General features: G+C 54.1%; 15 protein-coding genes and 5 pseudogenes. 3 read left to right on the top strand and 17 right to left on the bottom strand.

Translation table 11 applies throughout. From position 1 onward, the window contains the following. Nucleotides 1-2: 2 nt before the first annotated feature. Nucleotides 3-635, top strand: a complete 633-nt coding sequence (leuD, locus tag KHA73_RS11905; RefSeq protein ID WP_234591070.1) for a 3-isopropylmalate dehydratase small subunit — start codon at nt 3-5, stop codon at nt 633-635. Nucleotides 636-754: 119 nt separating this feature from the next. Next, nucleotides 755-1,945 carry a multidrug efflux MFS transporter gene (locus KHA73_RS11900; protein WP_234591069.1) on the top strand — a complete coding sequence of 397 codons (1,191 nt, stop codon included), beginning with the start codon at nt 755-757 and terminating at the stop codon, nt 1,943-1,945. A gap of 157 nt (nt 1,946-2,102) precedes the next feature. Here KHA73_RS11900 and KHA73_RS11895 read toward each other — a convergent pair whose 3' ends face one another. The 4 genes from KHA73_RS11895 to KHA73_RS11880 form a co-directional block, all read right to left on the bottom strand. After that, nucleotides 2,103-2,591 carry a nuclear transport factor 2 family protein gene (locus KHA73_RS11895; protein WP_234591068.1) on the bottom strand — a complete coding sequence of 163 codons (489 nt, stop codon included), beginning with the start codon at nt 2,589-2,591 and terminating at the stop codon, nt 2,103-2,105. Between the two features lie 9 nt (nt 2,592-2,600). Next, nucleotides 2,601-3,053 (bottom strand): MoaF-related domain-containing protein, encoded by a 453-nt coding sequence (locus KHA73_RS11890; RefSeq protein WP_234591067.1) that lies wholly within the window; start codon nt 3,051-3,053, stop codon nt 2,601-2,603. A 301-nt stretch (nt 3,054-3,354) separates the two neighbouring features. Continuing rightward, nucleotides 3,355-3,792, bottom strand: coding sequence for a VOC family protein (locus tag KHA73_RS11885; protein ID WP_234591065.1), 438 nt, complete (start codon nt 3,790-3,792; stop codon nt 3,355-3,357). A gap of 9 nt (nt 3,793-3,801) precedes the next feature. Next, nucleotides 3,802-4,677: a helix-turn-helix domain-containing protein gene (locus KHA73_RS11880; RefSeq protein ID WP_234591064.1), complete on the bottom strand. Its 876-nt coding sequence runs from the start codon at nt 4,675-4,677 to the stop codon at nt 3,802-3,804. 177 nt (nt 4,678-4,854) lie between these two features. On the opposite strand from KHA73_RS11880, the gene KHA73_RS11875 reads away from it, so the two are divergent. Then, complete coding sequence (locus KHA73_RS11875; protein ID WP_234591062.1) at nt 4,855-5,751, top strand: DMT family transporter; 897 nt, start codon at nt 4,855-4,857, stop codon at nt 5,749-5,751. 59 nt (nt 5,752-5,810) lie between these two features. Here KHA73_RS11875 and KHA73_RS11870 read toward each other — a convergent pair. From KHA73_RS11870 to KHA73_RS11805, 13 genes and pseudogenes are all read right to left on the bottom strand, one after another. After that, nucleotides 5,811-6,438 (bottom strand): annotated as a pseudogene (locus tag KHA73_RS11870) (RHS domain-containing protein); the annotation flags it as partial. 67 nt (nt 6,439-6,505) lie between these two features. Beyond that, nucleotides 6,506-6,949, bottom strand: a complete 444-nt coding sequence (locus KHA73_RS11865) for a DUF6386 family protein (RefSeq protein WP_234591060.1) — start codon at nt 6,947-6,949, stop codon at nt 6,506-6,508. Between the two features lie 8 nt (nt 6,950-6,957). Further along, a pseudogene (locus tag KHA73_RS11860) lies at nt 6,958-8,241 on the bottom strand (RHS repeat domain-containing protein); the annotation flags it as partial. 152 nt (nt 8,242-8,393) lie between these two features. Further along, nucleotides 8,394-8,747: a hypothetical protein gene (locus KHA73_RS11855; RefSeq protein ID WP_234591059.1), complete on the bottom strand. Its 354-nt coding sequence runs from the start codon at nt 8,745-8,747 to the stop codon at nt 8,394-8,396. Between the two features lie 3 nt (nt 8,748-8,750). Beyond that, nucleotides 8,751-9,920, bottom strand: a pseudogene (locus tag KHA73_RS24610) (RHS repeat domain-containing protein); the annotation flags it as partial. 140 nt (nt 9,921-10,060) lie between these two features. Further along, nucleotides 10,061-10,591, bottom strand: coding sequence for an imm11 family protein (locus KHA73_RS11845; RefSeq protein ID WP_234591058.1), 531 nt, complete (start codon nt 10,589-10,591; stop codon nt 10,061-10,063). Between the two features lie 16 nt (nt 10,592-10,607). Beyond that, nucleotides 10,608-11,465, bottom strand: a pseudogene (locus KHA73_RS24550) (RHS repeat-associated core domain-containing protein); the annotation flags it as partial. A gap of 303 nt (nt 11,466-11,768) precedes the next feature. Beyond that, nucleotides 11,769-12,098 carry a barstar family protein gene (locus KHA73_RS11830; protein WP_234591057.1) on the bottom strand — a complete coding sequence of 110 codons (330 nt, stop codon included), beginning with the start codon at nt 12,096-12,098 and terminating at the stop codon, nt 11,769-11,771. Beyond that, the gene (locus tag KHA73_RS11825; protein WP_234591056.1) at nt 12,098-12,388 is read right to left on the bottom strand and encodes a ribonuclease domain-containing protein; all 291 of its coding nucleotides are present in this window, start codon (nt 12,386-12,388) and stop codon (nt 12,098-12,100) included. The genes KHA73_RS11830 and KHA73_RS11825 overlap by 1 nt, the downstream gene beginning before the upstream one ends. A gap of 55 nt (nt 12,389-12,443) precedes the next feature. Then, nucleotides 12,444-12,947, bottom strand: coding sequence for a CPCC family cysteine-rich protein (locus KHA73_RS11820; RefSeq protein WP_234591055.1), 504 nt, complete (start codon nt 12,945-12,947; stop codon nt 12,444-12,446). Between the two features lie 350 nt (nt 12,948-13,297). Next, nucleotides 13,298-14,152: pseudogene (locus KHA73_RS11815) on the bottom strand (RHS repeat domain-containing protein); the annotation flags it as partial. Nucleotides 14,153-14,309: 157 nt separating this feature from the next. Beyond that, entirely contained in the window at nt 14,310-14,786 is a 477-nt protein-coding gene (locus KHA73_RS11810; RefSeq protein WP_234591054.1) for a hypothetical protein, read from the bottom strand. Next, nucleotides 14,783-19,051 (bottom strand): RHS repeat-associated core domain-containing protein, encoded by a 4,269-nt coding sequence (locus KHA73_RS11805; protein ID WP_234591053.1) that lies wholly within the window; start codon nt 19,049-19,051, stop codon nt 14,783-14,785. Before KHA73_RS11805 ends, KHA73_RS11810 begins: the two co-directional genes overlap by 4 nt. Nucleotides 19,052-19,072 lie beyond the last annotated feature (21 nt).

Raw genomic sequence — 19,072 nt, 5'->3', positions numbered from 1 at the left:
TTATGCCACAGGCATTGAATAGATTTCAGGCCATCGCCTGCGCGGTGATGCGAGACAACATAGACACCGATGCGCTGATCCCAACCTCCGAGAACACGCGCGTCGCCGTTGCGGGCTACGGCGAATCGTTATTCGCCTTTTGGCGATACCGGAATTTGACGTCCCGCACGCCCGACCCGACATTCGTGTTGAACAATCCCGCCTACCAGAGCGCGCAAATCCTGCTATCCGGCGCCAATTTCGGCTGCGGCAGCTCGCGCGAAAGCGCCGTCTGGGCGCTGAGGGACTATGGCTTTCGCGTTATCATCGCAAAAAGCTTCAATGAGACATTTCTTCGCAACTGCATCGCCAATGGCATAGCCCCCCTCCTGGCCGACGGTGATGTACTACAACGTGCGGCTGAAACGCTCACGGCTCACCCTGGCACCCGCCTGGCGGTTGAGCTGGAAACGGGCAAGGCGAACGTGCTCGCAGCACCCGAGTGGCGTTTCGATTTCTGCCTTGATCCCTACTATTGCGATCTGCTGATACAGGGACGAACGGAAGAAGAAACGCTGGCACTGTATACCAATGACATCAACGCCCTACGCGGATTCCTGACCCTGACTTTCCCTAATACGGCGCGCGAGCGCTGATTTTTGTGGCGCCGTACGATACGTTTACTCACGCATTTCCCCGGCACCACTTGATTAGCGGTGTTATTATTATTTTGCTCAATAAATCCCTCCAAAATTCAAAGTGGTACGACAAGTTGATGGAAGCGTGGAAAGTCAATCTGATCTCGGTCTGGCTCGGTTGTTTCTTCACCGGGCTGGCGATGAGCCAAATCCTCCCTTTTCTGCCGCTGTATGTCGAGCAGCTTGGCGTCACCGGCCATCAGTCGCTCAGCCTGTGGTCCGGGCTGGTGTTCAGCGGCACCTTTTTGGTTTCGGCGGTGGTTTCGCCGCTGTGGGGCAGCCTGGCCGACCGCAAGGGGCGCAAGCTGATGCTGCTGCGCGCTTCGCTGGGCATGGCGGTGGTGATCGCGCTGCAGGGCCTGGCGACCAGCGTCTGGCAGCTGTTTGCGCTGCGGGCGCTGATGGGGTTAACCTCCGGCTACATTCCCAACGCCATGGCGCTGGTCGCCACCCAGGCGCCGCGCGACAAGAGCGGCTGGGCGTTGGGCATGCTGTCCACCGGCCAGATCACCGGGGTGATCGCCGGGCCGCTGCTGGGCGGCTTAATGGCCGACCACCTTGGCCTGCGGGTGGTGTTTTTCGTCACCGCCGGGTTGATGTTCGTCAGCTTCCTGGTGACGCTGTTCCTGATTAAAGAGCGGCGCGTCGAGGTGAAAAAGGCCGACCAGCTGAGCGGCAAAGCGGTATTCCGATCGCTGCCTTACCCGGCGCTAATCGTTACCCTGTTCTTCTGCACCCTGATGATCCAACTGGCCAACTCCTCCATCAGCCCGATCCTGACGCTGTTTATTCGAGAGTTGTCGGGCAATGTCAGCAATATTGCCTTTATCAGCGGGATGATCGCCGCCGTTCCCGGCGTTGCGGCGTTGATTTCCGCCCCGCGCCTCGGACGGCTCGGCGATCGCATCGGCACCGCGCGCATTCTGATTGCGGCGCTGATGCTGACTACCCTGCTGTTCGCCATCATGGCCTGGGTGGAGACCCCGCTGCAGTTGGGCATTCTGCGTTTTCTGCTGGGCTTTGCCGACGGCGCGCTGATGCCGGCGGTGCAAGCGCTGCTGCTGAGGTACTCTTCCGATCAGGTCACCGGTCGCATTTTCGGTTATAACCAGTCGTTTATGTACCTGGGCAACGTAGTCGGCCCATTGATCGGTTCCGGGGTGTCGGCTCTGCTGGGGTTCCGTTGGGTATTCGCGGTAACGGCTCTGCTGGTGCTGATTAACTGCCTGCAGCTGCGGCGGCAAATGGCGGCGGTGGAGAGGAAATAATGGGGTTACCATAGACAGTACTGGGACAATGACGCCCATCAACCGTACCAGTACTGCCTAAGGCGGGCCGTAGCCTACTCGACGGCGGCCCCTTTGTGTATTTTAGTAATTAAATAAAGCGAATTATTTATAATTAGGCCGCCAAAGCGGCCAATTATCAGAACATGGTATTGTCATTCGCCGATTTTTCCGGCACTTCCTGATTCACGTCCCAGTGCTCGGTAATTTGGCCCCGATCGTTCACCCGGTAGATATCTACGCTGGCGGTGCCGCGATCCTGCGGGTTATTTTTGTACAGCACGTGAACGTAGACCAAATCGCCGCTCACCGCACTGCGGTATATTTTGGCGCTGTACTGCGGGTTATCTTTAAAATTTTGGCTGAAAAAATCGAGGAAGGGCTTGATGCCATCGCCAACAAAAGGATTGTGTTGTTTATAATTCTCCACAATCAACTTTTTCGCCACGCCGATATCATGGCGATTAAAAAAACCGGCGTACAAATCTTCCACCACTTTTAATTTCTGCTGGCCGTGGTGATAGCCTTTAACCGCGTGTTTCTGCGCGGCGCCGCCTTCCACCGCCAGTGCGGGATAGCTGGCCAACAGGCCGCCGGCGATAAGTAACGGGATAAATGCCTTTTTCATAACTGCTCCTTATTTTCCTGAATGCCCAACGATCTTCAACTGCCCTTTCAGATGGGTAAAGCTGCCGTCCTTGCCGGCGATATTGGTGTACACCTCACCGCGCTGGTAATCCTCGACGTGGGTGACGTTATCGCCCGACTTAGGCTCATGCCAGTACACCATGTACAGCTGAGGACGTATTTCTACCGCGGTATACTGCACGGTGTCCGTCACGCCCTGCGAGGCCTCGCCAATGCCGGTAAAGGTCATGGTTTTGTCGTCGGTAAAGTCGAGTTTGAATGCAAAACCGCCAAAAGTGACCTGCACGATTTTACCTACCGCAATAAACTGCGCGCTATTTTCCTTCATGGTCGCCGCCTTATTGGTTGCCTGGTTATTTTCCGCCGCCATTGCGGCAGGAAATATCAGGATAGATGCCAGGGATATCGCCAGCGCTATTCCCGCTCGCCTGAGTTTTCTCATGGTTGCTTTCCTTTTCATGGTTGAAAACGAGAGTCATTGTTGTTTTCAATGCCTGATGCAAATATAAGAATAATCTCTATTTATTGCCGCTGCTTGATAGCGGGAATTAACCTCTTAAAAACAGCACTAAATAGACAGGAAATAATAGAGCAACCACGTTGATTTTGACGTAATGACAGGAATTACTCAGTTAAAGAGGAGAATAGCTCGGAAAGATTAACAGGTTATATTACCCAGGGTTTTAAGCTAATGAACATTTATTATTAGGCCGTTTCGTAGGCAAAAACGGCCTGCGGGGTATTTACGCACGCAACCAGGGGGTATGGGTAACGCCGACCAACAATCCCTCCGGGCTCATTAAACGCGTTACGCTCTGCCCCCAGGGTTCTTCGCGGTTGGCGACCAGCAGGCGATAACCGCGATCGATTAACCCCTGAGCCGCCAGCGCCATATCGGCGACGTCGAACTCGATCCAGGCCTGCGGCACCGGCAGCGTTTGCGGCCATTGCTCGTTGCCGAAACAAGATTGCGCCGCCTGCGCCAGCGGCCACAGCGCGAAGTGCTTCACGCCATCCAACTCGCCCGGCTCGGCCAGCAGATAGTCCCGGTTGCCCGGCATCGGTTTCAGCGGCAACCCCAGCGTATCGAGATAAAAGGCCTTGCTGTGCTCGGTATTCTGGGTCACCGGCCCAAACCCGGCGATAAACAACACGCCTAACCCTGCAAACTGCTGTTCCATTGGCTTTCCTTATTCTCCGCGCCCCTGCCGCATGCGCAGCGGAGCAAATCCGTAGGCCGCTCTGAAGCGGTTGCTGAAGTGGCTGGCGGAGCTGAAGCCGCAGTCCAGCGCAATCTGCGTCAGCGGCAGTTGGCTGTGGCGCAGCAGTTTTTCCGCCTGCCGCAGCCGGGCGCGCATCACAAACTGATGTGGCGCCAGGCCGGTATCGTGCTTAAACATCCGCGCAAAGTGGAACTCGCTCAAGCCGGCCTGCGCCGCCAGATCCGCCAGCAGCAACGGCTGGCCCAGATGGCCGTCGATATACTCCTTCACCCTTTTCGCCACCGCCGGCGCCAGGCCGCCGCGCACCTTTGGCAAGGCCCACTGCAGCTGGGTATAGCGCTGGATCATATGCGACATCAATAGGGTTGAGGCGCTGCTCAGCGCCAGCTGATTGGCGCGATCCCGCCAGTCGCGGTTGAGCAAAAATTGGCGGTACAGCAGCGTAATCTGGGGATCTTCGGCAAACGCGCGCTGTTCGACGTTGATTGACGCCGGGCTGCGATCCCAGGTCTGCTCCGCCAGTTGGCGCAGGTGGGCGTCGGTGCAATAGAGATGCACGAACGACAGATCGCTGCGCACGTCCCAGGTGGATTCATACTGCCGTGGCATGATGCAGAAGCGATCCGGCCCGCCGCCGTTTTTCCAGCCACCCGGCACCTTTTGATAACATTCGTAGCCGTCGGCGACGTACAGGCTCAGGGTGTGGTGATCGGCGCTTTCCTGCGTGATGCGGTCGTTGCAGTTGGACCAGGCGGCCAGCTCCACGCCGGAGCCCAGCTGGATGCTGTCGTGCAGCTGCGCCTTGTGCTTGCTCAGCGTTTCAAACGCCTGATATCTGGACATAGCCGGCCCCGTTCATCTCAATCTCTGCAGTGTAAAGAGTGGCGCCGCCGCGCACCAGTCGCCACCCCACGCTTTTGCCAAAAAAAGCGCAAGAATATGCAATTGTGCGCAAAGTGCTGAAAGCGGCGGCGCAGGCAACGGCGGATACTGCGTTCATCTGTTTTAACGGAGTTGATTATGAACGCGCTGTTGTACCTTGCCGTAGTGTTGATTTGGGGCACCACCTGGATTGCGATTACCCTGCAACAGGAAGGCCCGGTGGCCATTCCTGTCTCGATCGGTTACCGCTTTGTGGTCTCCGCCGCGGTCATGTTCGCCGTGCTGCTGCTGGCGCGCCGCCTGCGGCGCATCGCCGCGCGCGACCACCTGTTCTGCATGCTGCAGGGCTGTTGCGTATTCGGCTTCAACTTCTACTGTTTCTACCACGCAGCGGCCTATATCAGCAGCGGGCTGGAATCGGTTATTTTCTCGATGGCGGTGCTGTTCAACGCCGTTAACGGCATGCTGTTCTTCCGCCAGCGCCCCAGCGCCAACCTGCTGCCGGCGGCAGTCTTGGGCTTGACGGGCATCGTCGCGCTGTTCTGGCAGGATCTGGCCGCTAGCCGAATGGCGCCGGAGCTATTGAAAGGCATCGGCCTGAGCGCGCTCGGCACCTACGGTTTTTCACTGGGCAACATGATCAGCGCGCGCCATCAGCGGCGCGGGCTGGATATTCTCTCCACCAATACCTACGCCATGAGCTACGGCGCGATCCTGATGGCGCTGATTGCGCTGGCGCAGGGCGCCTCGTTCCAGATTGAATACAACAGCCGCTATATCGGTTCGCTGCTGTATTTGGCGATTTTCGGTTCGGTGATCGCCTTCGCCGCCTATTTCAGCCTGCTGGGGCGCATCGGCGCCGGCGCGGCGGCCTACAGCACCCTGCTGTTCCCGCTGGTAGCGCTGACCATTTCGACGATTTACGAAGGTTACCAGTGGCACCTCAATGCGGTGATTGGCCTGTGCCTGATCCTGCTGGGCAACCTGGTGATGTTCGCCAAACCGGGCATGCTGTGGCGACGGCGGGCGGTGTAAATAGCGCATGCCGGGCAAGTGTCGGTGCCAACAAAGTTACCCGATATTTTTTGGCGTAACCGGGGCGGCTGATCGTACTGCGCGCCATTGCGCCTGGCCGCGCCCGCTACCGTTTGCCCCTGCAGCTTGCCGAAGGTGTCGTATTGCCCGGACCAGCACAGATTGCCCGCCGCGTCGGTCACCTCCAGCGGCGCGCTGTTCAGATCGGTGTGGTACCAGTAAATCTCCGCCGAACGGCTGTCGCCCGCCTGCTCCAGCGCCGCCAATGGGCTCCACGGGCTGGCCGGATCGTAGCTCCAGCTGCGGCGGCTGCCGTCTGCCCGCTGTTCCTGCAGATCCCTGCCACAGAAAGCGCGTAGTCTGCGCCGCTTTGCGGCTGCGGCGGCCCAGCGCGTCGTAGTGATACTGCGCGGCTAACTCGCCCTGCGGCCCACGGCCGCGCGCCTGTATCAGCCGGTTATCGGCGTCGTAGCGATAGTGCTGCTCATAAATGCCGTTGCGCCGGCTGACCAGGTTGCCCCAGGCGTCGTAACGGTAGAACAATTTCTGCCAGTGCGTCAGCCGGTTGTCGGCGATCGGCGCCAGCGGCAGGTGCGTTTCCACGTCGCTGTTGGGGCCTTTTTCACCCAGCAGGTTATCCGCCATGTCATACACCAGCCGGCTGCCCGGCTTGCCCTGCGCGGGTTCGGTGTTCCTTTCAACAACCCCCTAAAATAAAGAGGGTCATTGTTGACATATTGTAAAAAAATACAAATCAGATCCTAATTAATGCACTCTCTTCATTTTTATTTTCACTACTTTTAATAAATGAAATGACTATATCGAGAGAGTCTCTTCTAAATCTTACTTCGTAATTACCTATATCCAAAATCAAAAATACACCTGACATATAGTCAGAACCGTCAGGTTCAAGGTCACCACCGCTAGTATCTTCCCCTGCCCCAACAAAAACCTTTCCTGAAGGCACATTCAAAAATAACGATTTGTAGTTCTCACTTATGTCATCAACAACTCGAACCGTATACTGACCATCCTCACCAAGATTCAAAAACAACACGTTACCTTTATTTACTTCTTCCAGTTCATCCTCTGGAATGCTCCACCAATCGGCATCGTCGCTAACTCTATGTTTTAAAGACACCAAATCAAAAATTGACAAGGTCGCAGTATCTGTTGTGAAAGAGAAAGTCTTATTCATACACCCCCCTATTGAAATATTATTTCACTAATTCGGTCGCCCGGTTGGAGACCTGCTTTTCTACCCGCATTTTTTAAAGAACTACCAACACTTTTATTTATTGATTCGTTGAGCATTTGTAATCTTTGTGTTGGTGAACCACCAACAATCAAATCAACTGGATGATCTGCATTCAGTTTTGTCAAGTCTGGCGCTTGACCAAACATTCGTTCATAACGAGCCGCAACTGCCTGTCGATATGAGCTTTGCACCGAAGAAATTCTAACATCATGAGTCCCAGGAGACCAAACCAACTCACCACGCTGTGCCGCTCTATTGAGTGCATTTTGCTTTTTCGTAAACTGTCTTTCAAGATAGCTTCTTTCCGCATTAGTTAAATTAGAATTGCTCAGGATTTTCGGTTTATTTACGGTTAAAGAAGTACCTGATGAACACGCACTCAACCCATACGGATCCACCCACATCAGCGGGTTCGGCGCATACTGATAAAGATTTAGCCCGCCGCGCAACCCTATCGGATCCTGAGTGGTAAAGCGCCCCACCTCCGGTTCGTAGTAGCGGAATAAATTATAGTGCAGGCCGCTTTCGTCGTCCTGGTACTGCCCGGCGTAGCGCAGCGGCTGATCGTACTGCGCGCCATTGCGCCTGGCCGCGCCCGCTACCGTTTGCCCCTGCAGCTTGCCGAAGGTGTCGTATTGCCCGGACCAGCACAGGTTACCCGCCGCGTCGGTTACCTCCAGCGGCGCGCTGTTCAGATCGGTGTGGTACCAGTAAATCTCCGCCGAACGGCTGTCGCCCGCCTGCTCCAGCGCCGCCAATGGGCTCCACGGGCTGGCCGGATCGTAGCTCCAGCTGCGGCGGCTGCCGTCTGCCCGCTGTTCCTGCAGCAGCCGGTATCCCTGCCACAGAAAGCGCGTAGTCTGCGCCGCTTTGCCTTTATGCTGCACCACTTTGCGGCTGCGGCGGCCCAGCGCGTCGTAGTGATACTGCGCGTCGAACTCGCCCTGCGGCCCACGGCCGCGCGCCTGTATCAGCCGGTTATCGGCGTCGTAGCGATAGTGCTGCTCATAAATGCCGTTGCGCCGGCTGACCAGGTTGCCCCAGGCGTCGTAACGGTAGAACAATTTCTGCCAGTGCGTCAGGCGGTTGTCGGCGATCGGCGCCAGCGGCAGGTGCGTTTCCACGTCGCTGTTGGGGCCTTTTTCACCCAGCAGGTTATCCGCCATGTCGTACACCAGCCGGCTGCCCGGCTTGCCCTGCGCGGGTTCGCGATGCTGCAGCAGGCGGCCTTTGGTGCAACTAAAAATCTAATGCTTTTACTCTTCCTATGTTTTTCTTTTTAAAGAACCGAACATCTCCTTTTCAAGCTTTTATCTTACATCTCATATTTAATGCTTCTCACTAAAAAGATCCAAAAAAAAGGATCCTTGCGACAGATTATAGATTACTCTTCTTCAATGCATTCATCGCATATGATAAATATTCCATCAAGCTTATTAAACGCATTTTTCAAGAACTTGTACCTACTTAGTTTTTCTGGATTCTTCCCATTAGTGAAAGATACTTTAATTATCGCACTAAACTCCTTGTTATCTTCTTCTAACCACTCATTCGAGTGAGAAATATAATTATCAGTAATGGTTAACTTGTCCGCATAAAGACCAGTATATGAAAAGTAAACACCAAAATAGGAGCTATCATGCTCAGAGCAAGTTATATCCCATTTATCGTCCAGTAATTTACTTGCTTCTTTTTTTGATATAGTACTGCCATATTTTAAGAAATATAATTTTTTCATAACTTATCCTCCACATTTACCTGGTATTCTAGTTCCCTTCCCTTTAGCCTTAACTTCAGCAGCAGATTCAAAGACCATTGCGTTCACAGGTCTACCTCCTGACATTTTGGATAATTTTTGCAATGTATCATCAATGCCTAATTTCTTCGCTATTTCACTTCCCATATCAATTGGCCCAGTGCGTCCTCCTTTTCCTATTCCCAGCTGTTCTGCTTTCTGATATAACTCAGGATGTGAAATAGCAACGTCAAAATCACTAACGCGGCCAACATCAAATGGTTGGCCTGTAGAGAAACTTACCCCCGATACGGAGCTTCCTTGCATATATGAAACTGTGCCGGGATATCCTAATTTACTCATTCCTGCCTGTAATGCTTCACCGAATTGTTTAAATTGACCGAAACTATTAAAGCCATGCGGAACTCCTTCTCCAGATAACCCAAACGGGTCAATCCATCCATATGGGTTCGGCGCATACTGATAAAGGTTCAGCCCGCCGCGCAACCCTATCGGATCCTGCGTGGTAAAGCGCCCCACCTCCGGTTCGTAGTAGCGGAATAAATTATAGTGCAGGCCGCTTTCGTCGTCCTGGTACTGCCCGGCGTAGCGCAGCGGCTGATCGTACTGCGCGCCATTGCGCCTCGCCGCGCCCGCTACCGTTTGCCCCTGCAGCTTGCCGAAGGTGTCATATTGCCCGGACCAGCACAGATTGCCCGCCGCGTCGGTCACCTCCAGCGGCGCACTGTTCAGATCGGTGTGGTACCAGTAAATCTCCGCCGAACGGCTGTCGCCCGCCTGCTCCAGCGCCGCCAATGGGCTCCACGGGCTGGCCGGATCGTAGCTCCAGCAGCTGCGGCTGCCGTCTGCCCGCTGTTCCTGCAGCAGCCGGTATCCCTGCCACAGAAAGCGCGTAGTCTGCGCCGCTTTGCCTTTGTACTGCACCACTTTGCGGCTGCGGCGGCCCAGCGCGTCGTAGTGATACTGCGCGTCGAACTCGCCCTGCGGCCCACGGCCGCGCGCCTGTATCAGCCGGTTATCGGCGTCGTAGCGATAGTGCTGCTCATAAATGCCGTTGCGCCGGCTGACCAGGTTGCCCCAGACGTCGTAACGGTAGAACAATTTCTGCCAGTGCGTCAGGCGGTTGTCGGCGACAGGCGCCAGCGGCAGGTGCGCGTCGATGTCGTTCTACGGGTTTATATAGGCCAGTTCATTCTTATTTTTAAAGAACGCATCGCGTAACCTAATTTTTTCTTTACCCCTCCCTTATTTCTCTCAATTTTAAAAACTATTTTCATTAGAAAACAGATACTTCATTAGCATTGTAAAAACTCAATATTCAATCCCTCTTCATTGCATAAATCGACAAATAGTTGAGAGACAATCATTCGCTCACAAAAGACACTATCTCTCGCTATAAAGAAATCTTTATCACATTTATAGGCGGGAATGTCGATCAATTTAGTGCCATCAACAAGTTCTCTGAACGTTGTTTTTTCCTCGTCAATAATTGGAATATAATTATTCACCTTACATAAGAACATCGTTTCACCAGTATTTTCCACAGTACACTTATAGAAGGATGATTCAGATGCAATTCTATGTTCAAATATAGATTTCGCTTTCTGCGAAAAAACAGGAACTCCGATATTGGCAGGGAAATAATCTGAAACTATCAGTTTATCACTCCGCATAGTACTTTGTATTTTACCTTTTGGTAATGAATATGATAGAAACTTACCATCCCCTTCATTCCAAATAAAAAAACTTGATAATCTTGACTTTGGGTCTGAGAAGTCAATAACACCATTGCCCAATGAGAAACTACTAATAGTATAGATGTTCATGCCCTTATCCTCGTAATCAAGCACATGTAAGCTTTCCTGTTTTGAATCCTTTACGAGCCTCATGCTGTAAGTTCAATACTTCATTTTGTATTCGGCGATAATCCCATTTTTCTTTATTTGCAACTCTCTCCAAAGCATCTAGTTTTGACTTCATCATTTCATTATATATTGCATGCTCTTTTGTCCAGCCACGATGAAGTCCCAAGTCCGGATTAGGATCTATTCCTTTTGCAACAGGAAGTCGCATCATGTTTGATGCACCATTAATACTCATCCCTGATTGCACAAAAACAGGATGATTCCTAAGTGAGTAAGGAATCAAATGTTGACGTTGGTAGCCTTGAGTTGTATCCATCCACGAAGGGAAGCGATCTAAACCCAGCGGATCCACCCACATCAGCGGGTTCGGCGCATACTGATACAGGTTCAACCCGCCGCGCAGCCCAATCGGATCCTGGGTGGTGAAGCGCCCCACCTCCGGCTCGTAGTAACGGAACAGATTATAGTGCAGGCCGCTCTCGTCGTCCTGGTACTGCCCGGCGTAGCGCAGCGGCTGATCGTACTGCGCGCCATTGCGCCTGGCCGCGCCCGCTACCGTTTGCCCCTGCAGCTTGCCGAAGGTGTCGTATTGCCCGGACCAGCACAGGTTACCCGCCGCGTCGGTTACCTCCAGCGGCGCGCTGTTCAGATCGGTGTGGTACCAGTAAATCTCCGCCGAACGACTGTCGCCCGCCTGCTCCAGTGCCGCCAATGGGCTCCACGGGCTGGCCGGATCGTAGCACCAGCTGCGGCGGCCCAGCGCGTCGTAGTGATACTGCGCGTCGAACTCGCCCTGCGGTCCACGGCCGCGCGCCTGTATCAGCCGGTTATTGGCGGACAATACCAACGGTAGGTGCAATTCAATTTCGTTCTATAAACCTATACCGTTTAACTCTTTCTTATTTTTAAAGAACGTATACCCTATCTAATATGTTCAGAGCAAAGGTAGTATTTAAGGAAAAAAAGACAATTACTAAATGTGTTTCCAAAAGTTATATTTGAAAAAACACTTCCACAAAAAACAGCATTCTTTCAATGAAAGTAATAATTACCGACAAATTAGATTACACATGAAAAATCTATTAAGAGATTTCCCTCACATCAATATCAATATCAATATCAATCGCTAAAAATACGCCTAATTAACCAAAAGCAATAGAATCAATGCTCCATCACCAAACGAGACAGCTCCCTTATTGACAGCCTCTATCGCCAATAAAAAGTTATATCTGATACCATCAGGTAGCGAGTGTATTCTATTGATTTTTATCAATAAATACTCATCCTTATCTAAGTGCAGACTGGTCATCCCATCATCAGGAAATCTAAGGCTATTTAAACAGTCAACAAAAGCATTGAAGTTATTCCCATAAAAATCAGGAAAACCAAAAACCCTATTCATTTCATCATGAAAATCATTATCTATATTTATTTCTGAAAAATCAGTAACTATCTGTTTAAATTTCATCATTTCCACCCTGCAAGATCTATTTCTATAAAGGAATCGTAATGGTCATGACTGTAGTAAGCTTTCCTGGTCGCTTTATCAACAACAATACGTCTTGCACCTCGATTACCAACACCTGGGGTCTTAACCGTCCATTCTCTATATGGCCCACTACCTGTATCTAGTCGCTGACTATTCGGTGATATACGATAATTATTTTCAAATTCAATGCCATCTCTTGCATAAGCCGGCCTGTGCAACTTGATATTGTCTACTGTTTTATGTAACTCCTTCATTTCTTTAGGGGCCATATCGTGCCCCCATTTATCTTTAGACAAATTGATTAGATGAAATTTCATCGTTAAGCTAGGGAATAAGTGGAACATTTACTCTCTTATACATACCCTCTCCTTCAGAAATTAATTTTTTAAATTCCATGGATTTTATATATTCATGCATAATAGTCTTATTTGCACTACTGTGATCATTTGGGTCTGAGCCATCGTTTTGCCATCCACAAACAGGGCAAACTTCAAAAAAAGCGTCTTCTTTACTTTCAAAAACAACATAATTGCATGCGTTACATGCCAATCCATGAATATCTTCATCTTTGTGATCGATTATCTCTATGGAGTTTCCAGTAATAACTTCAACCTCGTGCTCCAAGTACTTATTTATAATTAAAGGTGATATTATATAAGCATCTTTTATCTCCAGATTAAATTCTTGTTTTTTGGCCAGTGCCACATCGTCACTATCTATAACACCATTTTCAAATAATACTCTTGTGCGTTCATTCGGTTTTAAAGAAAACATGTTATAAGAAGATAAAAAATCCACGACTTCACTATAAGTAAATTCTATTTTCATTGTCACCCTCCTGTTAATCCAGCTAAATCGACAGCATCTTTAAATGCATCTGGAGAACGCCCATCATCTTTATAGTATGTTCTCATTTCTCGTTTCCCCATATGACCAACAAATATTTCTCCAGTACTCTTATCATGCCTTACTACAAAGCTCCCTACTTTAGCCTCTTGCATTGATGGAGTTAATTCTTTTGTGGCAAAATCTTTCGCCTTTGATAGATATTGGTTTTGTGTAATATCCCCAAACTCATGCCCATGTTTCTGATAATGACCTTGTAACCCAGACAATTTAGTTTTGGGATTAATTTTAGGATTAAATCCTTTCCATTTTACTGAACCAGCAATGCCACAACTCAACCCCAGCGGATCCACCCACATCAGCGGGTTCGGCGCATACTGATAAAGGTTCAGCCCGCCGCGCAACCCTATCGGATCCTGCGTGGTAAAGCGCCCCACCTCCGGTTCGTAGTAGCGGAATAAATTATAGTGCAGGCCGCTTTCGTCGTCCTGGTACTGCCCGGCGTAGCGCAGCGGCTGATCGTACTGCGCGCCATTGCGCCTGGCCGCGCCCGCTACCGTTTGCCCCTGCAGCTTGCCGAAGGTGTCGTATTGCCCGGACCAGCACAGGTTACCCGCCGCGTCGGTTACCTCCAGCGGCGCGCTGTTCAGATCGGTGTGGTACCAGTAAATCTCCGCCGAACGGCTGTCGCCCGCCTGCTCCAGCGCCGCCAATGGGCTCCACGGGCTGGCCGGATCGTAGCTCCAGCTGCGGCGGCTGCCGTCTGCCCGCTGTTCCTGCAGCAGCCGGTATCCCTGCCACAGAAAGCGCGTAGTCTGCGCCGCTTTGCCTTTATGCTGCACCACTTTGCGGCTGCGGCGGCCCAGCGCGTCGTAGTGATACTGCGCGTCGAACTCGCCCTGCGGCCCACGGCCGCGCGCCTGTATCAGCCGATTATCGGCGTCGTAGCGATAGTGCTGCTCATAAATGCCGTTGCGCCGGCTGATCAGGTTGCCCCAGGCGTCGTAACGGTAGAACAACCTCTGCCAATGCGTCAGGCGGTTGTCGGCGACAGGCGCCAGCGGCAGGTGCGTTTCCACGTCGCTGTTGGGGCCTTTTTCCCCCAGCAGGTTATCCGCCATGTCGTACACCAGCCGGCTGCCCGGCTTGCCCTGCGCGGGCTCGCGATGCTGCAGCAGGCGGCCTTTGATGCAACTAACATCTATTTATTGCGTTTACTCTTGCTATATTTTATTTTTAAAGAGCCGGATATTTAATTTTCAAGCTTTAATATTCCATCTAATATTTAGCCAAAAAAAACAAAAAAACGATCCTTTCAGAAATACGCCAATCAATTTAAAACCCTCACCAATTCTTTTCATTAGTTATGGATATGTTATTATTGATAATGTCAAGGCAAAGATAGAAACCCAGTGTGGATTGAATATAGAAAATTTCATCAGCCTCTATAATATCGACAAAAGGATTAGAGGTTGTTGAATACATGAACCATTTTAAGTTGTTGATCCCATCTGTACGTGCAATAAACCCTTCATTGCCCATTTCGCCCTCACCACATAGTAAAAAGTCACCACTAGGAAGCTGAACCTTGTTATTTACTTGAATCTCTGACCATACTTCGTCATATTGCTCAATCAATTCACTTAAGGTTGTCTCATTACCGAATGAAATACTATACTCTTTATTAAAAGTGTTTTTGAAATTATAATTCACATCAAATTCAATATCAATCTCTCTTACAGCACCCATTTCATTAACAATTACATCTAATCCTATCAGTTGATTGTCTTCCCACTTACCCTGTATTTCTTTAGCTCTCATTTGCAACTTCCCGATTTTTTGTTCTTGCTAACAATTGTTGGCTTATTAGGTGTTCCAGTTGCTGGTAACTGGATTCTAGGAACATCAGAATTCTTAGGTTTAGAGTTTAATTTTTTATTAAGGTTGCTCCCATAAGTCCCCCCAGTGGCTGGCGGTGGTAACGAATCAGACAAATTAACCCTCTTAATTGGCACGGATTCTACATTAGCCATCTGCGCTGCATATAATCTGCGATTATCTAGAGATACTAATTGCCCATTCACCTCAGCAACATTTAATGGTCCGCTTCGATTCCAATCCCAATTATTGTTTGACATATCATGTATATATCCAGTTACGTTGTCAGATATATATGCTTGCGAATAATTCAATGACGAAGGATTAACCCACTCAATATTCAACCCATACGGATCCACCCACATCAGCGGGTTCGGCGCATACTGATAAAGATTTAGCCCGCCGCGCAGCCCTATCGGATCCTGCGTGGTAAAGCGCCCCACCTCCGGTTCGTAGTAGCGGAATAAATTATAGTGCAGGCCGCTTTCGTCGTCCTGGTACTGCCCGGCGTAGCGCAGCGGCTGATCGTACTGCGCGCCATTGCGCCTGGCCGCGCCCGCTACCGTTTGCCCCTGCAGCTTGCCGAAGGTGTCGTATTGCCCGGACCAGCACAGATTGCCCGCCGCGTCGGTCACCTCCAGCGGCGCGCTGTTCAGATCCGTGTGGTACCAATATATCTCCGCCGAACGGCTGTCGCCCGCCTGCTCCAGCGCCGCCAACGGGCTCCACGGGCTGGCCGGATCGTAGCTCCAGCTGCGGCGGCTGCCGTCTGCCCGCTGCTCCTGCAGCAGCCGGTAACCCTGCCACACAAAGCGCGTAGTCTGCGCCGCTTTGCCTTTATGCTGCACCACTTTGCGGCTGCGGCGGCCCAGCGCGTCGTAGTGATACTGCGCGTCGAACTCGCCCTGCGGCCCGCGGCCGCGCGCCTGTATCAGCCGGTTATCGGCGTCGTAGCGATAGTGCTGCTCATAAATGCCGTTGCGCCGGCTGATCAGGTTGCCCCAGGCGTCGTAACGGTAGAACAACTTCTGCCAATGCGTCAGGCGGTTGTCGGCGACAGGCGCCAGCGGCAGGTGCGTTTCCACGTCGCTGTTGGGGCCTTTTTCCCCCAGCAGGTTATCCGCCATGTCGTACACCAGCCGGCTGCCCGGCTTGCCCTGCGCGGGCTCGCGATGCTGCAGCAGGCGGCCTTCGGCGTCGTAGCCGTAGTGCACCTCGCCGCGCAGCGCATCGCTAACGCCGGCCAGCTCGCCGCGCCCGGTATAGCGGAATGCCCGCCACAGCGCGCCGTCTTCCGGCCGGGTCAGCTTGTCGTGGCCGAAGGCGCTGCTTTGCCAGCTGCGGCGCCCCATCTGGTCATAGCGCCGCTGTTGCTGCAGCGCGCCCTGGCTGCGGCCGGTTTCCCGGTGCAGGCGATCGCGGGTGAACTCGCTCACCACCTGCTGGTTGAATTTGATGGCGCTGGCATGGCCGGAACCGTAATACAGCCACTGCAGGCGGTCCCCCTGCGGCAGGGTCAGCGCCTGCAGGTTGGCCAGCGCATCCCACTGGTACTGCAGCTCGCCGTTTACGCCCTGTTCGCTGAGCAGCCGCCCGGCCGCGTCGTAGCGCATGCTGACGCTGTCTTCCTCGATGCCCTGCGTCACCCCAAGCGCCGTCGGGGTGCGGGTCAACCGGCTCAGCCGCCCCATGGCGTCAAAGCGATAATGCCATTCCGCGCTGGCGTTGCCGCGCCACGCCAGCTGCCCGGCTTCGTCGAAGCGGAAGCGCTGCACGCGCTGCGCCAGCTCGCCGGCGCCGCCTGGCAGGCCAACTTCGCGATGCTCCTCCAGCAACCCCGCCGCGCCGTAGCGGTAATAATTGCTGACCTGGTCCGGCCGCTGCTCGGCCAGCACGCGCCCCACGGCGTCGTAGCTGAATTGATATTCGCCGCCGTTGCCGTTTTCCAGCCGCGTCAGCCAGCCTTGCGGGCTGTAGTGGTAACGGCGGGTGCGGTTGATGCGGTCGGTCACGCTGCTCGGCAGGCCCAGCGCGTTGTACTGCCAGCGGGTCAGGCTGCCCAGCGCATCCTGATGCTCGGCCAGCTGGCCGCGCTCATTCCAGTTGAAGCGCTCTTCGCTGCCGTCCGGCTGGATCAGGGTATGCAGCCGCCCGCCGTCATCCCACCGGTAGCGGGTCACATGGCCTTCGGCATCGGTCTGTGCGGTCAGCTGGCCCCGAGAGTCGTAGGCGTAGCCGGTCACGCTGCCGGAACAGTCGGTATAGCGCGTCAGCAGCCCGCGCCCGTTCCATTCCAGCTTCACCTCGCCGCCCAGCGCGTCGATCACGCGGCTCGGCAGGCTCTCTTCGTCATCCGGGTAGTGATAGTGCGTGGCGTTGTCCAGCGCGTCCACATAGCGGGTCGGCCGGCCCAGCGCATCCCAGTGCTGGCATTCGCGGCTGCCGTCGGGATAGGTGACGGAGAACAACCGCCCACTGTTGCGCGAGTATTGATACTGCGTGGTGCGGCCGAGCGGATCGGTTTCCGACAACATGCGGCCGTAGGCGTCCCATGTGCTCTGGCGCTGGGCGCCGCCGGGCAGCAGCACGCTGCACAGTTCGCCGCTTTGGTAGATAAAACCGTAGCGGCGCCGATCGAAGTCGATGAACTGCGCCACGTTGTCGTCGTCATCCAGCTGCCAGTCCGCCCGCTTGCCGTCTTCGCGGGTAGCGCTGCGGCGGCCGCCGGCGAAATCATAGCCGAAGTCCAGCCGCTCGCCGGCGCTGTTGCGATACGCCACCACCCGCGGCAAACCCGCGATCTCCTGCCACAGGTATTCGTTCAGCAGGCCGGCGGCGTCCTGGTGGCTGGCCATCAGCCCGTCGCGCCAGCTGAAACGCCGCGTCACCTCGCCGGCGCGGTTGCTCACCGTCACCAGTTGGCCTTGTTCATCGTAGCCGTAATGCGCCAGCGGCAGTTCGCCTTCGGCGGTTTGCAGCACCACCTCGCTCAGGCGGCCGTTCAGGTAGCGGCACGCCAGGCGTTGCCCGGCGCTGTCCACCAGTTCGAGCAGCCGGCCGTCTTCGTGGTAAAACAATGAGCTGGCATTGCCGATGGCGTCGGTAATCATGCTGAGGCGGCTGGGCTGGTCGCCCGCCAGCGGCGGGTAGTGGTAAATCTGTTCGCCGACGTCAAACAGCTGCCAGCTGCCGTCGTCGTTGTGCATCAGCCAACACTTTTCGGCTTCGCAGTAGGTTTTGTGCCCGCGCGGCACCAGCGGGAAGGAAACGTAATCGCCTGAAGGCGCGCGCCACACCAGGCCTTCCTGATAGGTTTGCAGGCTGCTCTCCCAGAACAGGCTCCAGCCGCGGCCCAGCACGCTGTCGCCGGGGTTGCCGCTGCGCCAGTAGCGCTGCCAGGCCACCGGCAGACGGGAGGGCAGCACAAAATCGAGTTCGTCGTCGCCGTCGAGAAACTTCTGGCCGCTGACGATATCCACCGGCCGGGCGATAATGCCGACCGCGGCGGTGGCGGTCATCAGCGCGCCCGCCCGGCAGGCGATGCGCCCCAGCTTATTGATGCCAGGCAGCTTGCTGAGCATTTTACCCAGCGCGCCCAACTTGCCTACCGCGCCGCCCACGCCGCCGACCAGCCCGGCGAACAGCAGCGTTAAATCGGAAACCTTGTACAGCCACTCCGGCACTTCGGGTTTAATCGGCAAGGTGGTGGTAGTGCCGCCGCCGATCGATACGTTGGGCGAACCCTCCATCACCTGCGCGTCGCAGTTGGTTTTATCCCCCACGCGCGAGGCGGGCTGGCCGTTGATGCTGACGTTGTCGGACCCCTGCGCCATCTGCATGCTCGGGCCGTCGTCGCTGCACGCCACCTGGCTGAGGGTGGCGATGGCCGCCGGTTTGCCGTTGATAAATACGTTGTGCGAGCCGGTGGCAATCTTGCCCTTCGGCGTCAGGCTGCCCGCCCCGGCGCCGGCAATGCCGTCACGCGCCGCCGTGGCCGCCTCCCCGGTGAGATACCCCACCGCCAGGCTGGCGCCGATCAACAACACCCCCACACCCACGCAAGAAGCCGCCAGGCCGGCGACAAACAGCGCGCCCGCTGCCACCGCACCGGCGGCGGCGATCAGGCCGCCGACGAGGGTCCCGGCGATCATCCCCGCCAGGGCGTGGGAATGCCCAATGGTATCGCCGACGCGCGCCGCTTCGGTCATCGTAAGTTCCTTTTACGTATT

The organism is Serratia entomophila, assembly GCF_021462285.1.
GTDB lineage: Bacteria > Pseudomonadota > Gammaproteobacteria > Enterobacterales > Enterobacteriaceae > Serratia > Serratia entomophila.
Note: the sequence above shows the minus strand (reverse complement) of the source record. Positions and strands in the feature narration are given on the sequence as shown.

Bases quoted from the DNA above. Each gene is read 5' to 3' on its own strand.
- leuD (WP_234591070.1), top strand. From the start codon at position 3: ATGCCACAGGCATTGAATAGATTTCAGGCCATCGCCTGCGCGGTGATG.
- KHA73_RS11900 (WP_234591069.1), top strand. From the start codon at position 755: ATGGAAGCGTGGAAAGTCAATCTGATCTCGGTCTGGCTCGGTTGTTTC.
- KHA73_RS11895 (WP_234591068.1), bottom strand. From the start codon at position 2,591: ATGAAAAAGGCATTTATCCCGTTACTTATCGCCGGCGGCCTGTTGGCC.
- KHA73_RS11890 (WP_234591067.1), bottom strand. From the start codon at position 3,053: ATGAGAAAACTCAGGCGAGCGGGAATAGCGCTGGCGATATCCCTGGCA.
- KHA73_RS11885 (WP_234591065.1), bottom strand. From the start codon at position 3,792: ATGGAACAGCAGTTTGCAGGGTTAGGCGTGTTGTTTATCGCCGGGTTT.
- KHA73_RS11880 (WP_234591064.1), bottom strand. From the start codon at position 4,677: ATGTCCAGATATCAGGCGTTTGAAACGCTGAGCAAGCACAAGGCGCAG.
- KHA73_RS11875 (WP_234591062.1), top strand. From the start codon at position 4,855: ATGAACGCGCTGTTGTACCTTGCCGTAGTGTTGATTTGGGGCACCACC.
- KHA73_RS11865 (WP_234591060.1), bottom strand. From the start codon at position 6,949: ATGAATAAGACTTTCTCTTTCACAACAGATACTGCGACCTTGTCAATT.
- KHA73_RS11855 (WP_234591059.1), bottom strand. From the start codon at position 8,747: ATGAAAAAATTATATTTCTTAAAATATGGCAGTACTATATCAAAAAAA.
- KHA73_RS11845 (WP_234591058.1), bottom strand. From the start codon at position 10,591: ATGAACATCTATACTATTAGTAGTTTCTCATTGGGCAATGGTGTTATT.
- KHA73_RS11830 (WP_234591057.1), bottom strand. From the start codon at position 12,098: ATGAAATTTAAACAGATAGTTACTGATTTTTCAGAAATAAATATAGAT.
- KHA73_RS11825 (WP_234591056.1), bottom strand. From the start codon at position 12,388: ATGGCCCCTAAAGAAATGAAGGAGTTACATAAAACAGTAGACAATATC.
- KHA73_RS11820 (WP_234591055.1), bottom strand. From the start codon at position 12,947: ATGAAAATAGAATTTACTTATAGTGAAGTCGTGGATTTTTTATCTTCT.
- KHA73_RS11810 (WP_234591054.1), bottom strand. From the start codon at position 14,786: ATGAGAGCTAAAGAAATACAGGGTAAGTGGGAAGACAATCAACTGATA.
- KHA73_RS11805 (WP_234591053.1), bottom strand. From the start codon at position 19,051: ATGACCGAAGCGGCGCGCGTCGGCGATACCATTGGGCATTCCCACGCC.